Annotated in this window: 19 protein-coding genes; 17 read left to right on the top strand and 2 right to left on the bottom strand. The window is 55.7% G+C overall.

Going from position 1 to position 22,008, the window contains the following annotated elements; translation table 11 throughout:
* Nucleotides 1-48: 48 nt before the first annotated feature.
* A complete protein-coding gene (locus GS12_RS04700) occupies nt 49-1,881 on the top strand; it encodes an SLC13 family permease (RefSeq protein ID WP_034944386.1) in 1,833 nt (610 codons plus the stop codon).
* Here the strand turns inward: GS12_RS04700 and yfbR are convergent.
* Both yfbR and GS12_RS04690 read right to left on the bottom strand, forming a co-directional pair.
* On the bottom strand, nt 1,878-2,471 hold the full coding sequence (gene yfbR / locus GS12_RS04695) for a 5'-deoxynucleotidase (RefSeq protein ID WP_034916115.1): 594 nt from the start codon (nt 2,469-2,471) through the stop codon (nt 1,878-1,880). The genes GS12_RS04700 and yfbR overlap by 4 nt on opposite strands.
* A gap of 64 nt (nt 2,472-2,535) precedes the next feature.
* A complete protein-coding gene (locus tag GS12_RS04690) occupies nt 2,536-3,750 on the bottom strand; it encodes a pyridoxal phosphate-dependent aminotransferase (RefSeq protein WP_034944383.1) in 1,215 nt (404 codons plus the stop codon).
* 37 nt (nt 3,751-3,787) lie between these two features.
* Here GS12_RS04690 and GS12_RS24225 point away from each other — a divergent pair, with 37 nt between their 5' ends.
* The 16 genes from GS12_RS24225 (at nt 3,788) to GS12_RS04615 (ending at nt 21,878) form a co-directional block, all read left to right on the top strand.
* Nucleotides 3,788-4,030, top strand: coding sequence for a hypothetical protein (locus GS12_RS24225; RefSeq protein ID WP_152601353.1), 243 nt, complete (start codon nt 3,788-3,790; stop codon nt 4,028-4,030).
* A gap of 708 nt (nt 4,031-4,738) precedes the next feature.
* The gene (gene lrhA / locus GS12_RS04685) at nt 4,739-5,665 is read left to right on the top strand and encodes a transcriptional regulator LrhA (protein WP_034916110.1); all 927 of its coding nucleotides are present in this window, start codon (nt 4,739-4,741) and stop codon (nt 5,663-5,665) included.
* 655 nt (nt 5,666-6,320) lie between these two features.
* Nucleotides 6,321-6,758, top strand: coding sequence for an NADH-quinone oxidoreductase subunit A (locus GS12_RS04680; RefSeq protein ID WP_034916108.1), 438 nt, complete (start codon nt 6,321-6,323; stop codon nt 6,756-6,758).
* A 15-nt stretch (nt 6,759-6,773) separates the two neighbouring features.
* Nucleotides 6,774-7,448 (top strand): NuoB/complex I 20 kDa subunit family protein, encoded by a 675-nt coding sequence (locus GS12_RS04675; RefSeq protein ID WP_034916106.1) that lies wholly within the window; start codon nt 6,774-6,776, stop codon nt 7,446-7,448.
* A 201-nt stretch (nt 7,449-7,649) separates the two neighbouring features.
* A complete protein-coding gene (gene nuoC, locus GS12_RS04670) occupies nt 7,650-9,440 on the top strand; it encodes an NADH-quinone oxidoreductase subunit C/D (RefSeq protein ID WP_034944380.1) in 1,791 nt (596 codons plus the stop codon).
* 2 nt (nt 9,441-9,442) lie between these two features.
* The gene (nuoE, locus tag GS12_RS04665) at nt 9,443-9,958 is read left to right on the top strand and encodes an NADH-quinone oxidoreductase subunit NuoE (RefSeq protein WP_034916101.1); all 516 of its coding nucleotides are present in this window, start codon (nt 9,443-9,445) and stop codon (nt 9,956-9,958) included.
* A gap of 2 nt (nt 9,959-9,960) precedes the next feature.
* Nucleotides 9,961-11,301: an NADH-quinone oxidoreductase subunit NuoF gene (gene nuoF / locus GS12_RS04660; protein ID WP_197060531.1), complete on the top strand. Its 1,341-nt coding sequence runs from the start codon at nt 9,961-9,963 to the stop codon at nt 11,299-11,301.
* 91 nt (nt 11,302-11,392) lie between these two features.
* Nucleotides 11,393-14,119 (top strand): NADH-quinone oxidoreductase subunit NuoG, encoded by a 2,727-nt coding sequence (gene nuoG, locus GS12_RS04655; RefSeq protein ID WP_034944373.1) that lies wholly within the window; start codon nt 11,393-11,395, stop codon nt 14,117-14,119.
* Nucleotides 14,116-15,090, top strand: a complete 975-nt coding sequence (gene nuoH, locus GS12_RS04650) for an NADH-quinone oxidoreductase subunit NuoH (RefSeq protein WP_034916096.1) — start codon at nt 14,116-14,118, stop codon at nt 15,088-15,090. The genes nuoG and nuoH overlap by 4 nt, the downstream gene beginning before the upstream one ends.
* A gap of 16 nt (nt 15,091-15,106) precedes the next feature.
* Nucleotides 15,107-15,649: an NADH-quinone oxidoreductase subunit NuoI gene (nuoI, locus tag GS12_RS04645; protein ID WP_034916094.1), complete on the top strand. Its 543-nt coding sequence runs from the start codon at nt 15,107-15,109 to the stop codon at nt 15,647-15,649.
* A 10-nt stretch (nt 15,650-15,659) separates the two neighbouring features.
* Nucleotides 15,660-16,214, top strand: a complete 555-nt coding sequence (nuoJ, locus tag GS12_RS04640) for an NADH-quinone oxidoreductase subunit J (protein ID WP_034916092.1) — start codon at nt 15,660-15,662, stop codon at nt 16,212-16,214.
* Nucleotides 16,211-16,513 carry an NADH-quinone oxidoreductase subunit NuoK gene (nuoK, locus tag GS12_RS04635; RefSeq protein WP_034916091.1) on the top strand — a complete coding sequence of 101 codons (303 nt, stop codon included), beginning with the start codon at nt 16,211-16,213 and terminating at the stop codon, nt 16,511-16,513. Before nuoJ ends, nuoK begins: the two co-directional genes overlap by 4 nt.
* Nucleotides 16,510-18,348 (top strand): NADH-quinone oxidoreductase subunit L, encoded by a 1,839-nt coding sequence (gene nuoL / locus GS12_RS04630; RefSeq protein WP_034916089.1) that lies wholly within the window; start codon nt 16,510-16,512, stop codon nt 18,346-18,348. Before nuoK ends, nuoL begins: the two co-directional genes overlap by 4 nt.
* A gap of 213 nt (nt 18,349-18,561) precedes the next feature.
* A complete protein-coding gene (gene nuoM, locus GS12_RS04625; RefSeq protein ID WP_034916087.1) occupies nt 18,562-20,082 on the top strand; it encodes an NADH-quinone oxidoreductase subunit M in 1,521 nt (506 codons plus the stop codon).
* A gap of 6 nt (nt 20,083-20,088) precedes the next feature.
* Nucleotides 20,089-21,546: an NADH-quinone oxidoreductase subunit NuoN gene (nuoN, locus tag GS12_RS04620; protein WP_034916084.1), complete on the top strand. Its 1,458-nt coding sequence runs from the start codon at nt 20,089-20,091 to the stop codon at nt 21,544-21,546.
* 149 nt (nt 21,547-21,695) lie between these two features.
* Complete coding sequence (locus tag GS12_RS04615; RefSeq protein WP_034916082.1) at nt 21,696-21,878, top strand: hypothetical protein; 183 nt, start codon at nt 21,696-21,698, stop codon at nt 21,876-21,878.
* The last annotated feature ends 130 nt before the right edge of the window (nt 21,879-22,008 follow it).

Raw genomic sequence — 22,008 nt, 5'->3', positions numbered from 1 at the left:
GGTTTTTTTTGTGGCATCCTGTGTGAAAACATCGCACTGAGAGTCACCGTGAACAAAGAACTTCTCTGGGTTATCAGTTTGTTAGCCGTTGCCATTCTGCTGTTTGTCAGCGGTCGGCTGCGCATGGACGTTGTGGCGCTGCTGGTGATTATTGCTTTTGTGTTAAGCGGAACGCTGACCTTGCAGGAGGCGACGCTCGGCTTCAGCGATCCTAACGTTATTCTTATTGCGGCGCTGTTTGTGATTGGCGAAGGTCTGGTCCGTACCGGCGTGGCGCTGAGGCTGGGTGACTGGCTGATGAGAATGGCTGGCAGCAGCGAAACAAAAATGCTGGTGCTGCTGATGGTGACCGTGGCGGGGTTGGGCGCGTTTATGAGCTCCACCGGCGTGGTGGCGATATTCATACCGGTGGTGCTCAGCGTGGCGGCAAAAATGAAAAGCTCACCGGGACGGCTGATGATGCCGCTCAGCTTCGCCGGGTTGATCAGCGGCATGCTGACGCTGGTCGCCACGCCGCCTAACCTGGTGGTGAACAGCGAGCTGGTGCGCGAAGGGCTGGCCGGGTTCGGTTTTTTTGATGTGACGCCGATTGGTCTGGTGGCACTGTTGCTGGGAATTGCTTATATGCTGCTGGCGCGCTTCTGGCTGGTCACGCCGCAGGGCGAAAACAGCGCGAAAAAGCTCGGACGACGCACCTGGCGCGATTTGATCCGCGATTACAAACTCACCGGACGTGCCAGAAGGCTGGCCGTACGCAGCGGATCGCCGCTTATTGGCTATCGGCTGGATGATTTAAAGCTGCGTGAACGCTACAGCGTCAACGTGGTTGGCCTGGAGCGCTGGCGCAAGTTTCGTCGGGTGATGGTGCCGGTCACGGGCACAACGGTGTTTCGCGCGCGTGACGTGCTGCTGATTGATATGTCGAATGCCGATATCGATCTGCGTGAGTTCTGCGGCGAGCAGATGCTGGAACCTATGATCCTGCGCGGCGACTACTTCTCCGACCGCGCGCAGGACGTCGGCCTGGCGGAAGTGTTAATTGTTCCTGATTCCGCGCTTCAAGGGAAAACGCTGCGGGAGATCGCCTTTCGATCCCGCTTTGACACCAGCGTTGTCGGGCTGCGCAGGCGTGGTGAGGTACTGGAAGGCGCGCTGACAGACGTTTCGCTGGAGCTGGGCGACAGCCTGCTGGTCATTGGCGACTGGAAAAAGATCCTTCATCTTAAGCAATATCCACGCGAGATGATCGTACTTAATCTGCCGGAGGAGGCGGACTACGTGGCCCCCGCGCAGAGCCAGGCGCCGCATGCGATTTTCAGCCTGGCGCTGATGGTGGCGATGATGCTGACCGATGAGATCCCTAACCCTGTTGCGGCGCTGGTTGCCTGCCTGCTGATGGGAAAATTTCGCTGCATTGATATGGAAAACGCCTACAAATCCATTCACTGGCCGAGCATCATCCTGATTGTCGGTATGATGCCCTTTGCGCTGGCGCTACAAAAGACGGGCGGCGTCGCGCTGATAGTCAATGGCCTGACGGCGCTGGCCGGCGGCTACAGTCCGCATATCATGCTGCTTTGCCTGTTTATACTCTGTGCAACTATTGGGCTGTTTATCTCAAATACCGCTACGGCGGTGCTGATGGCGCCGGTTGGCGTGGCGGCGGCGGGGCAGATGGGCCTGTCACCCTATCCGTTTACGCTGATCGTTGCGATCGCCGCCTCGGCGGCCTTTATGACGCCGGTGTCATCACCGGTCAACACGCTCGTTCTTGGCCCGGGCGGCTATACCTTTGGCGACTTCGTGAAGGTCGGCGTGCCGTTTACCCTGCTGATTATGATGGTCAGCGTGGTGCTGGTACCGGTGCTGTTTCCTTTTTAGAGATCCCCGCTGATCTCATCCAGAGAGAGGTTAAAGCTGGGAACAAACACCTCAACAAAGTAGTCCATTTCAGGGCTGTGACGATCCGCCAGCGTTTTCTCCAGGCGCGCTTTCGCCAGCTGGAATTCGTGATTACCCGCCGCGAGTTCTTCCAGACACTTGAGGTAGGCGCACAGCGCGTCGGCCTGCTTCACAATCGCCTTCTCGTCCTCACTGTGCTGATGTTCGTCAAGCAGTGGACGGTAAGCCGCCTGTAGCTCTGCTGGCAGCATCTCAATCAGTTTCTGCTGAGCGATTTTCTCAATTTTTTTATATTCAAAAGCGATTTGCGCATTGTAATACTTCACTGGCGTAGGGAGATCGCCGGTCAACACCTCGCTGGCGTCGTGGTAGATAGCCATCATGGCGATACGCTCGGCGTTAAGATTACCGTTAAATTTCTGGTTCTTTATGATCGCCAGCGCGTGGGCGACCATTGCGACCTGAAGGCTGTGCTCAGAGACATTTTCGGTGCGCACGTTGCGCATCAGCGGCCAGCGGTTAATTAATTTAAGACGGGAAAGATGGGCGAAAAAATGGCTTTGATTCATGGCAGGTTCCAGTGCGTTGACAGCAGGAGCCGGATGCTTCCGGCTCCTCACAAGCGTAGCGTAACTATTGGCGATATCCTTCCAGGAAGCGGCCGAATTTTTCAATCGCCATGGTCAGATCGTTAACGTGGGGCAGGGTAACAATGCGCACGTGATCGGGCCACGGCCAGTTAAAGGCGGTGCCTTGCACCAGCAGCACTTTCTCCTGAAGCAGGAAGTCGAGCACCATTTTCTGATCGTCGTGAAGGTTAAACTTCTTCGCGTCGATGCGGGGGAACATATACAGCGCACCTTCGGGCTTCACGCAGCTTACGCCCGGAATATCATTAATCAGCTCCCACGCGCGCTGCCGTTGCTCATACAGCCTGCCGCCGGGCACAATAAATTCGCTGATGCTCTGATAGCCGCCCAGAGCGGTCTGGATAGCATGCTGAGCCGGCACGTTGGCACAGAGGCGCATTGACGCCAGCATCTCCAGCCCTTCGATATAACCTTTCGCGTGGGCTTTCGGCCCGTTAAGCACCATCCAGCCCTGACGAAAACCCGCGACACGGTAGGTTTTCGATAAACCGTTAAAGGTAATAGTCAGCAGATCGGGCGCCAGCGCGGCAATTGAGTGATGCTGAGCGGCATCATAAAGAATTTTGTCGTAGATCTCATCGGCAAAAATAATCAGGTTGTGCTGGCGCGCCAGCTCAACAATTTCCAGCAGCAGCTCTTTGCTGTAAACCGCACCCGTTGGATTATTCGGGTTAATAATCACGATACCGCGCGTGCGCGGAGTAATTTTACTGCGAATGTCGTCGAGATCGGGAAACCAACCGGCTGATTCATCGCAGAGGTAATGCACTGCTTTGCCGCTGGAGAGTGAGACGGCGGCGGTCCACAGTGGATAGTCGGGAGCGGGGACCAGCATCTCATCGCCGCTGTTAAGCAAGGCCTGCATCGATTGCACAATCAGTTCGGAAACGCCGTTGCCGATATAGACATCTTCGACGGTCATCTCGCGCATGCCGCGGGCCTGGTAATGCTGCACAATGGCCTTACGCGCCGAATAGAGTCCCTTTGAATCGCAGTAGCCCTGCGCACCCGGCAGATTACGAATAACATCAACCAGTATCTCGTCAGGCGCTTCAAAACCAAACGGGGCAGGGTTGCCAATATTCAGTTTAAGAACTTTATTACCTTCTTCTTCAAGACGCTTTGCTTCTTTTAGTACCGGGCCGCGAATGTCGTAACACACATTATCCAGCTTGCCGGACTTATCAATCGGATTCATTTATCTCGCCTTAGACTCTCAGGACGGCGTTCCTGCCGTGGAAAAACCTCCACAATGTACTCTTCTCACTTGCCCTTTAGAAGGGCATGCGCTGGCTTCAGTACGTTTAACAAGGTTTTACCGGGAGTATGGAGAGCTACAGTATGCGCAAACGATTTGCTCAGTAAAAAATGCTGAGCAAAAAGAATTTTCTGGTTTATTAAACCTGCAATTGCGCTCTGTTACTGGAATCACTTCATTTCGCGTCATCCAGCGTGCATTTCTGTTGAGTTCTGGTTAAAAAAGATGGATTGATGATATCAGTAACTGTCAAAAAACGCTTATTTGAATGGTTGTATTTTGAACAGGGCATCCGCGCGTATAATATACGCGTTTATCCACATGGGGCCGGGCCGCAGGGAGTTTAACCCGCGCAGAATGTAAGCAAATGATAAATTTTTGTGGTTGAAAACGGCTAAGCGCACGGATAGCCAATAAAATCTTATTTTACCGAGAAGAATAGTCAGTTTGGGGCTTAAAAATTAAGCGGCAGTATGTCAGGATAGCATTCAGAAGACTTTAGGCTGAAAAATCCGGCCGAAGGGGTGATATAAATACCTCTTTAGTGGCATCGACAGTGAAAGAATTCTTATTGATTCCCGAGCGCATGCCATCCGGATGCGCAGACGGAGGAGCAGTAACGTACAGGACGCCACGGCACCGCCTCGCTTAATTATTAAGCCTGCGGCACCGGAATTTTATCCAGAAGCACGTGCCCTTATGCTTATCGATCCCTGTTTGGCACAGGGGCAACTTATCAACGTGAAGCATCTGTCATCGGTTCGTTTGATACAGCGCTAACGGAAGTGAAGCGTGTGATTTGTAGGGCCAGTAATGTTGCGGACAATTTTTTTCTGCACATTGCGCATGATACCTGAGCATCCCATTGATGCGTAAGGTAATAACACCAGGAAAGCTGTTCGTATAAAACTTATAAAGTGAAGAAAAAATGACCAATGCAAATCGTCCAATCCTTAATTTAGACCTCGATCTGCTAAGAACCTTTGTCGCCGTTGCCGATCTTAACACCTTCGCGGCAGCGGCCACAGCAGTGTGCAGAACGCAATCGGCGGTCAGTCAGCAGATGCAGCGACTGGAACAGCTGGTGGGTAAAGAGCTGTTTGCCAGACACGGCCGAAATAAGCTTCTCACCGAGCACGGTATTCAACTCCTTGGCTACGCCAGAAAAATCCTGCGCTTCAATGATGAGGCCTGTACTTCTCTCATGTACAGCAACATCCAGGGCGTGCTGACTATCGGTGCCTCGGACGATACCTCTGATACCATCCTGCCATTCCTTCTTAATCGCGTGACGTCGGTTTATCCGAAGCTCGCTATTGATGTACGCGTAAAGCGTAATCCATTCATGATGGAAATGCTGAATCAGGGTGAAGTGGATTTGGTTGTCACCACCTCCAGTCCAATGAACTTTACCTGGCAGGTGCTGCGTACGTCCCCGACGCTCTGGTATTGTGCAGCTGACTATATTTTTCAGCGTGGGGAGGCCATTCCTCTGGTTCTCCTGGACGAGCCAAGCCCGTATCGCGACATGGCTATCGACCATCTTAATGAAGCGGGCATTCCATGGCGCATCTCGTATGTTGCGTCAACGCTGGCGGCGGTTCGCGCTGCGGTGAAGGCCGGCCTTGGCGTGACGGCGCGTCCGGTTGAAATGATGAGCCCTGAGCTGCGTGTCATGGGCGCGGCAGAAGGCCTGCCGGTTCTGCCGGACACGGAATACCTGCTTTGCCGCAATCCTGAAAGCGAAAATGAACTGGCGCTGGCAATCTTTAATGCCATGGAGTCCAGTAACGATCCTTATAATTTATCGACCATGGTAAAGGATGACTCTGTCTTAAATGACGAAGAGGAATGAGCGCGGACGCAATCGATATCGTAATTTTTTGAAAAAGCGTTAAACAGAGTAAAATGCGTAAAATGGAGCCTTCCGGCTATTAATGAGTCGGAAGGCTTTTTTTATCAGGTTAACTTCATTTTTTCCGTCGGTTTCAACGGTAAATTCACGCCAGATATGCGCTGAAAATTACCCATTCCGAACGCTATTTTTTCCTGTTTTAACCCGTCTGTAATGTGACTTGCGATTGATATCCCTCAAATTGCGCCGCCTAAAATCACCTCACAAAAGATAAAACTGTGTCCTGGATCAAAAAAATAACCTCATTAAGGGGCAGGAAAAGTGGTCAAATCCTGCCAGAATAGGAAAAGTTAAATCCGCGACACATACAGGGAAATACCCGCTAAACTTACATCACACCCTGTTACTGACTCGATTTAGCTCAATTGTTGCGCATCAAGTGTTAAATAAATGCTGCGGGTGTAAATTAATGTGTGGATACTTTTGTGAAAGTTGACAAAAGGTTATTGAAAGGAGTAAAAAACCCCATAAAAGTGCTGCTTAATCAAAAAAGACAGCAAAATTTATAAGGTTTTTTATTTTTCCCGTGAATCGAGATGGTGCGTCAACCCGCGCAGGTTGTTCGTTTCCGCCTCAGGCTGAGTAAGCAAAGAGCATGTCTACTAATACTAATGTCATCGCCCATCATTGGGCATTCGCCGTATTTCTGATCGTTGCCGTTGGGCTTTGCTGCGCTATGTTAGCGGGCGCCTGGTTTCTGGGCGGTAAAGCGCGTGGGCGCTATACCAATACGCCTTTCGAATCAGGGGCTGCGGCGGTCGGAACGGCTAAGCTGCGCATGTCGGCGAAATTCTACCTGGTCGCCATGTTCTTCGTCATCTTTGACGTTGAAGCCCTCTATTTATATGCATGGTCGACGGCCATTCGTGAAAGCGGATGGGTCGGCTTTGTAGAAGCCACCATTTTCATTTTGGTACTGCTTGCTGGTCTGGTTTATCTGGTGCGTATTCGCGCGCTCGATTGGGCTCCTGCGGCGCGGCGCGTCGTGGTTAAGCCAACCACCATTTCGCACTCCAATCGTCATACGCAGTAACAGCGAGGCTTTAAGATGGATTATACGCTCACCCGCGCCGACCCGAACGGCGAGAATGACCGTTACCCACTGCAAAAACAGGAGATCGTATCCGATCCGCTGGAGAAGCACGTACATCAGAGCGTCTATATGGGCAAGCTGGAACACGCCCTGCACGATATGGTGAACTGGGGACGCAAAAATTCTCTCTGGCCGTTTAACTTCGGTCTTTCATGCTGTTATGTCGAGATGACCACGTCGTTTACCTCAGTACATGACGTTGCTCGCTTTGGTTCGGAAGTTATTCGCGCTTCGCCACGTCAGGCAGACTTTATGGTTGTGGCCGGTACGCCGTTTACGAAAATGGCACCTGTTATCCAGCGTCTTTACGATCAGATGCTTGAGCCAAAATGGGTGATTTCGATGGGCGCCTGCGCAAACTCCGGCGGTATGTATGACATCTATTCTGTGGTGCAGGGCGTGGATAAATTCCTGCCTGTTGACGTTTACATCCCTGGCTGCCCACCGCGTCCTGAAGCCTATATGCAGGCGCTGTTGCTGTTGCAAGAATCGATTGGTAAAGAGCGCCGCCCGCTGTCGTGGGTCGTTGGCGATCAGGGCGTCTATCGCGCCAACATGCAGTCCGAGCGTGAAAGAAAGCACGGCGAGCGTATCGCCGTAACCAATCTGCGGACGCCTGACGAAGTTTAAGGGATAGCCTGACTTTGACGGGCGCGGCGGTTGAGGAAGCGGTCGGTAACCACAACCTCATCGCCCGCCTGCGCTAAGAAGAGCACTGCAATTTATGGATGTGGCCTGGCCTCACGGCGTATAAAAAAAATACAACACGTACAGGCCCATTCTGACGCCAAAACTGAGTGCCTGCCTACAGGCCCACAGGGTGACCGACTTATGACTGATTTGACCACCGCCCAGCCCGCCTGGCAAACCCGCGATCACCAGGACGATCCGGTGATCGGCGAGCTGCGTAACCGTTTTGGGCCTGATGCCTTTACCGTTCAGCCCACCCGCACCGGCATTCCGGTAGTATGGGTGAAGCGTGAACAATTACTGGAAGTAACTGAATTTCTGCGCAAACTGCCGAAACCCTACGTGATGCTCTACGATCTTCACGGCATGGATGAGCGGCTGCGTACTCACCGTGCAGGCCTGCCTGCGGCGGATTTTTCCGTTTTCTACCACTTCATCTCTATTGAGCGTAATCGCGATATTATGCTCAAGGTGGCGCTGTCTGAAAAAGACCTGCACGTGCCAACGGTCACAAAGATTTTCCCGAATGCCAACTGGTACGAGCGCGAAACCTGGGAGATGTTTGGTATCACCTTTGATGGCCATCCTCATCTGACGCGCATCATGATGCCGCAGACCTGGGAAGGGCATCCGCTGCGTAAAGACTACCCCGCGCGCGCCACGGAATTCGATCCGTTTGAGCTGACAAAGCAGAAAGAAGATCTGGAAATGGAGGCAATGACCTTCAAGCCGGAAGAGTGGGGGATGAAACGCGGTACCGCCACTGAAGACTTTATGTTTCTCAACCTCGGCCCTAACCACCCGTCAGCCCACGGCGCTTTCCGCATCATTTTGCAGCTTGATGGCGAAGAGATCGTCGACTGCGTGCCGGATGTCGGCTATCACCATCGCGGCGCCGAAAAAATGGGCGAGCGCCAGTCATGGCACAGCTACATTCCTTATACCGATCGCATTGAGTACCTGGGCGGCTGCGTAAATGAAATGCCGTACGTGCTGGCCGTCGAAAAACTGGCCGGTATCAAAGTGCCGGAACGCGTTGACGTGATCCGCGTCATGCTTTCCGAACTGTTCCGCATTAACAGCCACCTGCTCTATATCTCAACGTTTATTCAGGACGTTGGCGCGATGTCGCCGGTATTTTTTGCCTTCACCGACCGTCAGAAAATTTATGACGTGGTGGAAGCCATTACCGGTTTCCGTATGCATCCGGCCTGGTTCCGCATTGGCGGCGTGGCGCACGATCTGCCGAAAGGCTGGGATCGCCTGCTGCGCGACTTCATTAACTGGCTGCCGAAGCGTTTGAAAGCGTACGAGCAAACCGCGCTGAAAAACTCGGTGTTGATTGGCCGCGCCAAAGGCGTTTCCGCCTACGGTCTGGACGAAGCGCTGGCATGGGGCACCACGGGCGCAGGCCTGCGCGCTACTGGCCTGGACTTCGACGTGCGCAAATGGCGTCCGTACTCCGGCTATGAAAACTTTGATTTCGAGGTGCCTGTCGGCGACGGCGTAAGCTGTGCTTACACCCGCGTAATGCTGAAAATGGAAGAGATGCGTCAGAGCCTGCGCATTCTTGAGCAGTGCCTGAATAATATGCCGGAAGGCCCGTTCAAGGCCGATCATCCGCTGACGACGCCGCCGCCAAAAGAGCGCACGCTACAGCATATCGAAACCCTGATCACCCACTTCCTTCAGGTGTCCTGGGGACCGGTGATGCCCGCCAATGAATCGTTCCAGATGATTGAGGCGACCAAAGGGATCAACAGTTACTACCTGACCAGCGACGGCAGCACCATGAGCTACCGCACCCGCGTGCGCACGCCAAGCTTCCCGCACCTGCAACAGATCCCGTCGGTGATCAACGGCAGTCTGGTATCCGATCTGATCGTATATCTGGGTAGTATCGATTTTGTTATGTCAGACGTGGACCGCTAATTATGCACGAACAACGAATCGCGATCGAAACGATCGACAACAATGCAGCTTTTGTGCTGAGCGCCGCAGAGCGCGACGCTATCGAGCATGAAAAGCACCATTATGAAGACGCGCGCGCGGCCTCAATCGAAGCGCTGAAAATTGTTCAGAAGCAGCGCGGCTGGGTGCCTGACGGCGCAATTGATGCTATTGCCGGGGTGCTGGGCATTCCGGCCAGCGACGTCGAAGGCGTTGCCACCTTTTACAGCCAGATCTTCCGCCAGCCGGTGGGCCGCCATGTGATTCGCTATTGCGACAGCGTGGTGTGCCACATTACCGGCTTTCAGGGCATCCAGGCGGCGCTGGAAGAGAACCTCAATATTAAGCCGGGCCAGACCACGGCGGACGGCCGCTTCACGCTGCTGCCCACCTGCTGCCTGGGCAACTGCGACAAAGGGCCGACCATGATGGTGGATGAAGATACGCACGTTCATCTGACGCCGGAAAACATCGTTAACCTGCTGGAGCAGTATCAATGACAATCAAACAGATCATTCGTACTGCGGAAACGCATCCGCTGACCTGGCGTCTGCGTGATGACAAACAGCCGGTTTTCTTTGACGAATACCGCAGTAAAAACGGCTATGCCGGTGCTGACAAAGCCCTGAAGACCCTGTCGCAGGACGAAATCGTGGCAGCGGTTAAAGACTCCGGCCTGAAAGGGCGCGGCGGCGCAGGCTTTTCGACCGGCCTGAAATGGAGCCTGATGCCAAAAGACGAATCCATGAACATCCGCTACCTGTTGTGTAACGCTGATGAAATGGAGCCGGGCACCTATAAAGACCGCCTGCTGATGGAACAGTTACCGCACCAGCTGGTGGAAGGCATGCTGATCAGCGCCTTTGCCCTGAAAGCGTATCGTGGCTATATCTTCCTGCGCGGCGAATATGTCGAGGCCGCGGTTAACCTGCGTCGCGCTATAGCCGAGGCGACGGAAGCGGGCTACCTGGGAAAAAACATCCTCGGCACCGGTTTTGACTTTGAACTGATCGTGCATACCGGCGCAGGCCGCTACATTTGCGGAGAAGAAACCGCGCTGATCAACTCGCTGGAAGGGCGTCGCGCCAACCCGCGCTCCAAACCGCCGTTTCCTGCCTCGGCAGGCGCATGGGGCAAGCCGACCTGCGTGAACAACGTTGAAACGCTGTCCAACGTCCCGGCGATTCTGGCAAACGGCGTCGAGTGGTACAAAAGCATCTCCAACAGCGAAGACACCGGCACGAAAATGATGGGCTTCTCCGGCCGCGTGAAAAATCCGGGCGTCTGGGAGCTGCCATTCGGCACTACCGCGCGCGAGATCCTGGAAGACTACGCCGGCGGCATGCGCGACGGACTGAAATTCAAAGCCTGGCAGCCGGGCGGCGCGGGCACGGACTTCCTGACCGATGCACACCTCGATCTGCCGATGGAGTTCGCCAGCATTGGCAAAGCGGGAAGCCGTCTGGGCACCGCGCTGGCGATGGCTGTCGATCACGAAATCAATATGGTTTCGCTGGTGCGCAACCTGGAAGAGTTCTTCGCGCGCGAGTCCTGCGGCTGGTGTACGCCGTGCCGTGACGGCCTGCCGTGGAGCGTGAAAATCCTGCGCGCGCTGGAGCGTAAAGAAGGGCAGCCTGGTGACATCGAAACGCTGTTGCAGCTTTGTCGCCAGTTGGGGCCGGGCAAAACGTTTTGCGCCCATGCGCCAGGTGCAGTAGAGCCACTGCAAAGCGCCATCAAATATTTCCGCGAAGAGTTTGAAGCAGGCATTGCGACGCAGGTATTCAGCAACGCACACGCCATCGCCGGTATCCAGGCGAACCTGCTTAAAGCGCGCTGGTAAGCGCCAGATTACAAGTTTTACCCGACAGATAATGGGTAGGAAATTTTTGTTTTAACGCTCATCTGATGAGCCTTACTTGAGCAAGTTCACTATGGCTACAATACATGTAGACGGTAAAGAATATGACGTCGATGGAGCGGACAACCTGTTACAGGCTTGCCTCTCTCTTGGCCTTGATATTCCCTATTTCTGCTGGCATCCGGCGCTGGGAAGCGTAGGTGCCTGCCGTCAGTGCGCGGTGAAGCAGTTTCAAAACGCGGAAGATACCCGTGGCCGCCTGGTGATGTCCTGCATGACGCCCGCGTCGGACGGCACCTTCATCTCAATTGATGATGGCGAAGCAAAAGAGTTCCGTGAGAGCGTGGTCGAGTGGTTGATGACCAACCATCCGCACGACTGTCCGGTCTGCGAAGAGGGCGGTAACTGCCATCTTCAGGACATGACCGTGATGACCGGCCACAGCTTCCGCCGCTACCGCTTCACTAAGCGTACTCACCGCAATCAGGATCTCGGACCGTTTATCTCTCACGAGATGAACCGCTGTATCGCCTGTTACCGCTGCGTGCGCTACTACAAAGACTACGCCGACGGCACCGATCTGGGCGTTTATGGCGCGCATGATAACGTTTACTTCGGTCGTCCGCAGGACGGTACGTTGGAAAGCGAGTTTTCCGGCAACCTGGTGGAAATCTGTCCGACCGGCGTGTTCACTGACAAAACCCATTCCGAACGCTATAACCGTAAATGGGACATGCAATATGCGCCAAGTATCTGCCAGCAGTGCAGCGTCGGCTGTAACACCAGCCCCGGCGAGCGCTACGGCGAACTGCGTCGTATTGAAAACCGCTACAACGGCACCGTTAACCAGTATTTTCTCTGCGACCGGGGCCGTTTCGGCTATGGCTATGTGAACCTGAAAGACAGGCCGCGTCAGCCGATGCAGCGTCGCGGCAACGACTGGATCGCGCTGAACGCCGAACAGGCAATGCAGGGCGCGGCGGACGTGCTGCGTCAGGCGAAAAAAGTGATCGGTATCGGCTCGCCGCGCGCCAGCGTTGAGAGCAATTACGCGCTGCGCGATCTGGTGGGCGCGGAAAACTTCTCCACCGGCATTCCTGCCGCTGAACAGACGCGGCTGGAACTGATGCTGAAAGTGCTGCGCGAAGGCGGTATTCACACGCCAGGCCTGCGTGAAATTGAAAGCTACGACGCGGTGCTGGTGCTGGGTGAAGACCTGACGCAAACCGGCGCGCGCGTGGCGCTGTCGGTGCGCCAGGCGGTGAAAGGCAAAGCGCGCGAGCTGGCAGCGGCGCAGAAAGTCGCCGACTGGCAAATTGCCGCCATTCTTAATATCGGTCAGCACGCCAAACATCCGCTGTTTGTCACCAACGTCGATCAAACGCGCCTTGATGACATCGCCGCGTGGAGCTACCGGGCGCCGGTTGAAGATCAGGCTCGGCTGGGCTTTGCCATCGCCAACGCGCTGGACGAAAGCGCGCCTGCGGTCAGCGGCATCGACAGCACGCTGAACGGCAAAATCGATGTGGTGGTTCAGGCGCTGAGCGGCGCGAAAAAACCGCTGATTATTTCTGGCGTGCACGCCGGTAGCGAAGCCATTATTCAGGCAGCGGCCAACGTGGCGAAGGCGCTGAAAGGACGCGGCGCGGATGTCGGCATTACGTTACTGGCAGGCGCGGCAAACAGCGTTGGTCTGGGCCTGATCGGCGGTCAACCGTTGGAGTCGGCGCTGGATGCACTGACCAACGGCGCGGCGGATGCGCTGATCGTGCTGGAAAATGACCTCTATCGCCATGCGCCAAAAGCGCAGGTTGATGCGGCGTTGAGCAATGCGGCGAACGTCATTGTTATCGACCACCAGCGCACCGCCACGATGGATAAAGCGGGTTTGATCCTCTCTACCGCCAGCTTCGCGGAAAGCGACGGCACGGTGGTCAATCAGGAAGGCCGCGCGCAGCGCTTCTTCCAGGTTTACGATCCCTCTTATTATCACGACAACATCGCGATGCTGGAGAGCTGGCGCTGGCTGCATTCGCTGAAAAGCACCATCACCAATCGCGAAGTGGACTGGACGCAGCTCGATCATGTGATCGACGCCTGCGTGGCGGCGCTGCCGCAGCTGGCCGGTATTAAAGAGGCCGCGCCGGATGCAAGCTTCCGCATTCGTGGTCAAAAGCTGGCACGTTCGCCGATCCGCGCCAGCGGACGCACCGCCGCGCGCGCTAATATCAGCGTGCACGAGCCGCGCCAGCCGCAGGATAATGACACGATGTTTGCCTTCTCGATGGAAGGAAACAACCAGCCTGGTGCGGCGCGTTCGCAGATCCCGTTTGCCTGGGCGCCGGGCTGGAACTCCCCACAGGCCTGGAACAAGTTCCAGGACGAAGTGGGCGGTCACCTGCGTAACGGCGATCCGGGCGTGCGCCTGTTTGAAGCAGGCGATGCACAGCTCGGCTGGTTCGATGAGGTGCCGGAAGCATTTACCCATGCTGAAAACGGCTGGCGGGTAGCGCCTTACTTCCACCTGTTCGGCAGCGAAGAGATGACGCAGCGGTCGCCGGTGTTCCAGCAGCGCATGCCCGCGCCTTACGTGATGATCAATCCGGCCGATGCCGCGAAGCTTGGCGTCAATGCAGGCACCACCGTTGCCTTCACCTGCGCAGGTGAAACGCTGCGTCTGCCGGTGCGTTTTTCTGATACGTTGCAGGCAGGACAGGTCGGCCTGCCGGTTGGCCTGCCGGGCGTCCCGCCATTCCTGCTGGGTGCCACTATTGAGACTATGCAGGAGGCGGCACAATGAGCTGGCTGACACCGGACGTTATTGACGTTCTTATTGCGGTAGGTAAAGCCCTGGTCATTCTGTTTGTGGTCGTGGGCTGCGGCGCATTTATGAGCTTCGGCGAGCGTCGCCTGCTTGGTCTGTTTCAGAATCGCTACGGGCCAAACCGCGTAGGCTGGGGCGGCTCGCTTCAGCTGGTCGCTGACATGATCAAAATGTTCTTTAAAGAGGACTGGACGCCGCCGTTTACCGATCGCGTTATTTTCACCCTCGCGCCGATGATCGCCTTCACCTCGCTGCTGCTGGCGATGGCGATTGTGCCGGTCACCTCAACGTGGATGGGCGCAGATCTCAACATCGGGCTGCTGTTTTTCCTGATGATGGCCGGTCTGGCGGTCTACGCGGTGCTGTTTGCGGGCTGGTCCAGTAACAACAAATACTCGCTGCTTGGTGCAATGCGCGCTTCAGCACAGACCCTGAGCTACGAAGTGTTTCTCGGCCTGTCGCTGATGGGCGTGGTGGCGCAGGCCGGTTCGTTCAATATGGTCGATATCGTCAACAGCCAGACGCACCTGTGGAACATCATTCCGCAGTTCTTCGGCTTTTTGACCTTCGCCATCGCGGGCGTTGCGGTATGTCACCGTCATCCTTTTGACCAGCCAGAAGCGGAGCAGGAACTGGCCGACGGTTACCACATCGAATACGCCGGGATGAAGTTCGGCCTGTTCTTCGTCGGTGAATACGTGGGGATCGTGACCGTGTCTTCGCTGATCGTCACGCTGTTCTTCGGCGGATGGAACGGTCCCTGGCTGCCGCCCGTCTTCTGGTTCGCCATTAAAACGGCGTTCTTCATGATGATGTTTATTCTGATTCGTGCTGCGTTACCGCGTCCGCGCTATGACCAGGTGATGTCGTTCGGCTGGAAAGTATGTTTGCCGTTGACGCTGTTGAACCTGCTGGCGACTGCCGCAGTGATTCTGTACAACGCGTGAGGTTGGGGTTAAGAATATGACATTAAAAGACATTGTGGTGGGATTTGGCACCACGGTACGCAGTATCTTTCTGATTGGGATGAACGCGTTCGCCAGGCGTGAAACCATGATGTACCCGGAAGAGCCGGTTTATCTGCCGCCGCGCTACCGCGGACGCATCGTGCTGACACGCGATCCCGACGGACAGGAGCGCTGCGTAGCCTGCAACCTGTGCGCCGTCGCCTGTCCGGTTGGCTGTATCTCGCTGCAAAAAGCCGAGATGCAGGATGGTCGCTGGTATCCGGAATTCTTCCGCATTAACTTCTCGCGCTGCATTTTCTGTGGCCTGTGTGAAGAGGCTTGCCCGACCACTGCGATTCAGCTTACCCCAGATTTCGAACTGGGTGAGTTTAAGCGTCAGGATCTGGTGTACGAAAAAGAAGACCTGCTGATTTCCGGTCCGGGTAAATACCCGGAATACAATTTTTACCGGATGGCGGGTATGGCGATCGACGGGAAAGACAAAGGCGAGGCTGCCAATGAAGCCAAACCTGTCGACGTCAAGGGCTTGTTACCTTAAGGAGCCAGGCATGGAATTTGCGTTTTATATTTGTGGTGTGGTGGCGGTGCTGACGACGCTGCGCGTCATTACCCATACCAACCCGGTGCATGCGCTGCTGTACCTTATTATCTCTTTGCTGGCGGTGGCCGGGGTGTTTTTTACCCTTGGCGCCTACTTTGCCGGTGCGCTGGAGATTATCGTTTATGCGGGCGCCATTATGGTGCTGTTCGTGTTTGTGGTGATGATGCTGAACCTTGGCGACAGCGTACAGGCGCAGGAGCGCGAATGGCTCAAACCTGCCGTCTGGCTGGGGCCGGGCCTGCTTTCCCTGCTGCTGCTGGTGGTGATGGTGTACGCCATTCTGACCGTTAACGATCAGGGCATTGATGGCACGATGATCGACGCGAAAGCCGTGGGTATCAGCCTGTTTGGCCCTTACGTTCTGGCCGTTGAACTGGCGTCGATGCTGCTGCTGGCAGGTCTGGTGGTGGCTTACCACATTGGACGTGAACAGCGTGTGGGCGAAGTGCTCAGCAATCGCCCTGAAGATGCCGCAAAAAGCAATAAGGAGGAGCGCGCATGATCCCTCTGCAACATGGCCTGATCCTGGCCGCCATTCTGTTCGTGCTTGGGCTGACCGGCGTCATTATTCGTCGTAACCTGCTTTTTATGTTGATCAGCCTTGAAATTATGATCAACGCCGCCGCGCTGGCTTTTGTTGTCGCCGGAAGCTATTGGGGCCAGGCCGACGGACAGGTGATGTATATCCTGGCCATCAGCCTCGCAGCGGCCGAAGCCAGTATCGGTCTGGCGCTGCTGCTTCAACTGCACCGTCGCAGCCAGAACCTCAACATTGATAAAGTGAGTGAGATGCGCGGATGAACCTTCTCTATTTAACTATTCTTTTTCCGCTTATCGGCTTTGTGCTGCTGGCTTTTTCCCGTGGACGCTGGTCAGAGAATCTTTCCGCCGCCGTGGGAATGGGCTCAGTAGGCCTGGCGGCGCTGGTTACGCTCTATGTTGGCGTTGATTTTTTCAATCACGATCGGGCTGCCTTCACCCAGATGCTGTGGACATGGATCCACGTTGGCAACTTCAATATGCAGGTCAGCCTGGTGCTGGATGGCCTGTCGCTAACCATGCTGTCGGTGGTGACCGGCGTGGGCTTCTTCATCCACATGTTCGCCTCATGGTATATGCGTGGTGAAGAGGGCTATTCACGCTTCTTCGCCTATACCAACCTGTTTATTGCCAGCATGGTGATACTGGTTCTGGCCGACAACCTGATGCTGATGTATCTGGGCTGGGAAGGGGTAGGGCTCTGCTCGTACCTGCTGATCGGCTTCTACTACACCAACCCGAACAACGGCGCAGCGGCAATGAAGGCTTTTATCATTACCCGCGTCGGTGACGTCTTCCTGGCCTTCGGACTGTTCATTCTCTACAACGAGCTGGGCACGCTGAACTTCAGAGAGATGGTTGAGCTGGCGCCCGCGCACTTTGCGGCAGATAACCACATGTTGCAGTGGGCAACGCTGGCGCTGCTCGGCGGCGCGGTAGGCAAATCGGCTCAGCTTCCGCTGCAAACCTGGCTGGCCGATGCGATGGCAGGCCCGACGCCGGTTTCCGCGTTGATCCACGCCGCGACCATGGTGACCGCGGGCGTTTACCTGATCGCGCGCAGTCATGGTCTGTTCCTGATGACGCCAGAGGTGCTGCATCTGGTGGGCATCGTCGGTGCGGTGACGCTGGTGCTGGCAGGCTTTGCCGCGCTGGTGCAAACCGATATCAAGCGCGTGCTGGCTTACTCCACCATGAGCCAGATTGGCTATATGTTCCTCGCGCTGGGCGTACAGGCCTGGGACGCGGCGATCTTCCATCTGATGACCCATGCGTTCTTCAAAGCGCTGCTGTTCCTCTCTTCCGGTTCGGTGATCCTTGCCTGCCATCATGAGCAGAACATTTTCAAAATGGGCGGCCTGCGTAAAAGCATTCCACTGGTCTATGTCTGCTTCCTGGTAGGCGGCGCGGCGCTGTCGGCGCTGCCGCTGATTACCGCAGGCTTCTTCAGTAAGGATGAGATCCTGGCCGGCGCGCTGGCTAATGGTCACATTAATCTGATGGTGGCAGGCCTGGTCGGGGCGTTTATGACGTCGCTCTATACCTTCCGCATGATCTTTATCACTTTTCATGGCGAAGAGAAAATCCATGCTCATGCAGGCAAAGGCATTACGCATCATCTGCCGCTGCTGGTGCTGTTGGTTCTTTCAACCTTTATTGGCGCAATGATTGTTCCCCCGCTGCGCGGCGTGCTGCCAGAGACGACGGAGCTGGCGCACGGCAGCGTGCTGACTCTGGAGATCACCTCCGGCGTGGTGGCTATCATCGGCATTCTGCTGGCGGCGGTGCTGTGGCTGGGTAAACGCACTCTGGTGAAGACGATTGCGGCCAGCGCGCCGGGCCGTTTCTTCAGCACGTGGTGGTTCGCCGCCTGGGGCTTCGACTGGCTGTATGACAACGTCTTCGTTAAGCCGTATCTGCTGATTGCGAAAGCATTGTCAAGCGATCCGCTGAACGGGCTGATGAGCCTGCCGGCGCTGTTCTCTCGCCTGGCGAACAGAGGCCTGGTGGTCAGCGAAAACGGTTATCTGCGCTGGTACGTTGCCTCCATGAGCGTCGGCGCCGTGGTGGTGCTTGCGCTGCTGCTGGTGATGTAAAGGTTTGTGAGCGGGATGAGTGATATCTCATCCCTCGGTTATAGGTTTTTAAAATTTCCTGAAGCCTGGGCGTCATCGGCGCAGTCAGTTGTGTCACCGCCAGCGCGCAGCAACCGGAGCATACTTAGGTATGTGAGGATTGCGAGCACTGCCGGGGGCAAAAATGGCAAGCAAGATAGCCCATTCAGGATCGGAAAAGGGAAGCAAATCGCCATGTTATTACCCTGGCTAATACTCATCCCGTTCATCGGTGGTCTGCTGTGTTGGCAGTTAGAGCGCTTCGGCGCAAAATTGCCGCGCTGGATTGCGCTGATTGCGATGGGGCTGACGCTGGCTCTCTCTCTGCAACTGTGGTTGCAGGGCGGTTACACCCTGACGCAGGCCGCTGGCCTTCCGCAATGGCAGTCTGAATTCCTGCTGTCGTGGATCCCGCGCTTTGGCATAAACATACATCTGGCGCTGGACGGCCTGTCGCTGCTGATGGTGGTGCTGACCGGCCTGCTGGGCGTGATGGCAATTCTGTGCTCGTGGAACGAAATCGATAAATGGCAGGGCTTTTTCCACCTGAACCTGCTGTGGATCCTGGGCGGCGTGATTGGCGTCTTCCTGGCTATCGACATGTTCCTGTTCTTCTTCTTCTGGGAGATGATGCTGGTGCCGATGTACTTCCTCATCGCGCTCTGGGGACACAAAGCATCCGACGGGAAAACGCGTATTACCGCAGCGACAAAATTCTTTATCTACACCCAGGCCAGCGGCCTGGTGATGTTGATAGCGATTCTGGCGCTGGTCTTCGTGAACTACAACGCCACCGGCGTCTGGACATTCAACTACGAAGAGCTGCTTAAAACGCCGATGTCGCATACCGTTGAATACATGCTGATGCTCGGCTTCTTTATTGCCTTTGCGGTTAAAATGCCGGTGGTGCCGCTGCATGGCTGGCTGCCGGACGCGCACAGCCAGGCGCCAACCGCCGGTTCGGTTGACCTTGCCGGCATCCTGCTGAAAACGGCAGCCTATGGTCTGCTGCGCTTTGCGCTGCCGCTGTTTCCGAACGCCTCCGCCGAGTTTGCCCCGATTGCCATGTGGCTGGGGATTATCGGGATTTTCTACGGCGCATGGATGGCGTTCTCACAGTATGACATCAAGCGTTTAATCGCCTATACCTCTATCTCACATATGGGCTTTGTACTGATTGCTATCTATACCGGCAGCCAGCTGGCCTTCCAGGGCGCGGTAATTCAGATGATTGCGCACGGCTTGTCCGCCGCCGCGCTGTTCATTATCTGCGGTCAGCTTTACGAACGTCTGCACACCCGCGATATGCGACAGATGGGCGGCCTGTGGTCGCGCGTTAAGTGGCTGCCGGGGCTGTCGCTGTTCTTTGCGGTGGCAAACCTGGGGATGCCGGGAACCGGTAACTTTGTGGGTGAATTTATGATCCTGACCGGCAGCTTTCAGACGGTGCCGACGATCATTGTCATCGCCACCTTTGGGCTGGTATTCGCTTCCGTTTATTCGCTGATTATGATGCAGCGTGCCTGGTACGGCGCGCCAAAATCGGATACGCCGTTGCGTAGTATGTCCGCACGCGAGTTTCTGATCATCATGGTGCTGGTGGTTCTGTTGGTGCTGTTGGGCATTTACCCGCAGCCGATTCTGGATACCTCCCATACCGCGATGAGCAATATTCAGCAGTGGTTTACCGCTTCAATTTCAACTACAAGGCCGTAATTCGCCATGACAATAACCTCTCAACACCTGATCGCGCTTCTACCGCTGCTGATTGTCGGCCTGGCGGTGGTGGTGGTGATGCTCTCCATTGCGTGGCGACGCAACCACTTCGTCAATGCCACGCTGGCGGTGATCGGCCTGAACGTTGCGCTGCTCTCGCTGTTTTTTGTCGGGAACAACGGCCCGATGGACGTAACGCCGCTGCTGCGCGTCGATGGTTATTCGATGCTCTACACCGGGCTGGTGATCCTTGCCAGCCTGGCGACCTGCACCTTTGCCTATCCGTGGCTGGCGACCTATCCGGACAATCGCGAAGAGTTCTACCTGCTGGTGCTGATTGCAGCCGCAGGCGGCATCATGCTGGCGAGCGCCAACCATCTGGCCTCAATGTTTCTTGGTATTGAGCTGATCTCCCTGCCGCTGTTCGGCCTGGTAGGTTACGCTTTTCAGCAAAAGCGCTCGCTGGAAGCCAGTATCAAGTACACCATTATGTCAGCGGTCGCCTCGTCTTTCCTGTTGTTCGGCATGGCGCTGATTTACGCCGAGTCCGGCAACCTGAGCTTCATGGCGCTGGGCAAAAGTCTGAATGATGGTCTGCTGAGCCAGCCGTTGCTGCTGACGGGCCTCGGCATGATGATCGTCGGGCTGGGCTTTAAGCTGTCGCTGGTGCCGTTCCACCTGTGGACGCCGGACGTTTACCAGGGCGCGCCTGCGCCGGTATCAACCTTTCTGGCAACGGCCAGCAAGATTGCCATTTTCGGCGTGGTAATGCGTCTGTTCCTCTACGCGCCGGTGGCGGACAGCGAAGCGGTACGGCTGGTGCTGGCGATTATTGCCGTCGCCTCCATTCTGTTCGGTAACCTGATGGCGATTTCGCAGAGCAATATCAAGCGCCTGCTTGGCTATTCCTCCATCGCTCACCTTGGCTATCTGCTGGTGGCGCTGATCGCGATTCAGACGCATCAGCTGTCGCTGGAAACAACGGGCGTGTATCTGGCGGGTTACCTGTTCAGCAGCCTTGGCGCATTCGGCGTGGTCAGCCTGATGTCCAGCCCGTATCGTGGCCCCGACGCGGACTCGCTCTACTCGTACCGCGGCCTGTTCTGGCATCGTCCGATCCTTTCGGCGGTAATGACAGTGATGATGCTGTCGCTGGCAGGTATCCCGATGACGCTGGGCTTTATCGGCAAGTTCTACGTCATTGCGGTTGGCGTTGGCGCGCACCTGTGGTGGCTGACCGGCGCGGTCGTGGTCGGCAGCGCAATTGGCCTTTATTACTATCTGCGCGTCACCGTGAGCCTGTACCTCAATCCGCCGGAACTGTTACAGCGTGATACGCCAGCAAACTGGGCGTTTACCGCTGGCGGCGTCGTCGTGCTGATTTCCGCGATCCTGGTACTGCTGCTGGGTGTTTACCCACAGCCGCTGATCTCGCTGGTTCAGATGGCGCAGCCGCTGATGTAAGCGGCAGGCGATAAAACAAACGGGCTCATGTAGCCCGTTTTTTTATGCCTTTATCGTGCAGCAGGGAACCCGAACGGCACAAATGCCACTCATCTTGAGTGATTGCCGCATGATGCGGCAGCGCTTTTCATTCAAACGAGGAGATGACTATGTTACCGATTGTCGCTGGTGCCGCCGGTATGGCGGGACGTGCTGTCTTGCAGGGCGTGGGTAAAGAAATAGCAGGCCAGGGTCTGGAAATGGCGAAAGACGCCTTTAAAAATGACAAGCCTGAGGATGCTCAGGCAAATTCAGCACTGAATAATCTGCCGAAATCCCCGATTAGCTACTGAAAATAAACAGCCTGCGCTGAAAGCCATTCATGCAACCGGGATGCTGCATGAATGGCTTTCTCTTCGTTTAAAAAAAGAAGCCTGTACAAATAACTGCGGGTACACTCATTTCTTTACCACTGGCTTTCGG

Origin of the sequence: Erwinia oleae (assembly GCF_000770305.1) — a bacterium.
In the GTDB taxonomy this organism is placed as follows: Bacteria; Pseudomonadota; Gammaproteobacteria; order Enterobacterales; family Enterobacteriaceae; genus Erwinia; species Erwinia oleae.
The sequence above is the reverse complement of the archived record's forward strand: the minus strand, read 5'-3'. Positions and strand labels throughout refer to the sequence as shown.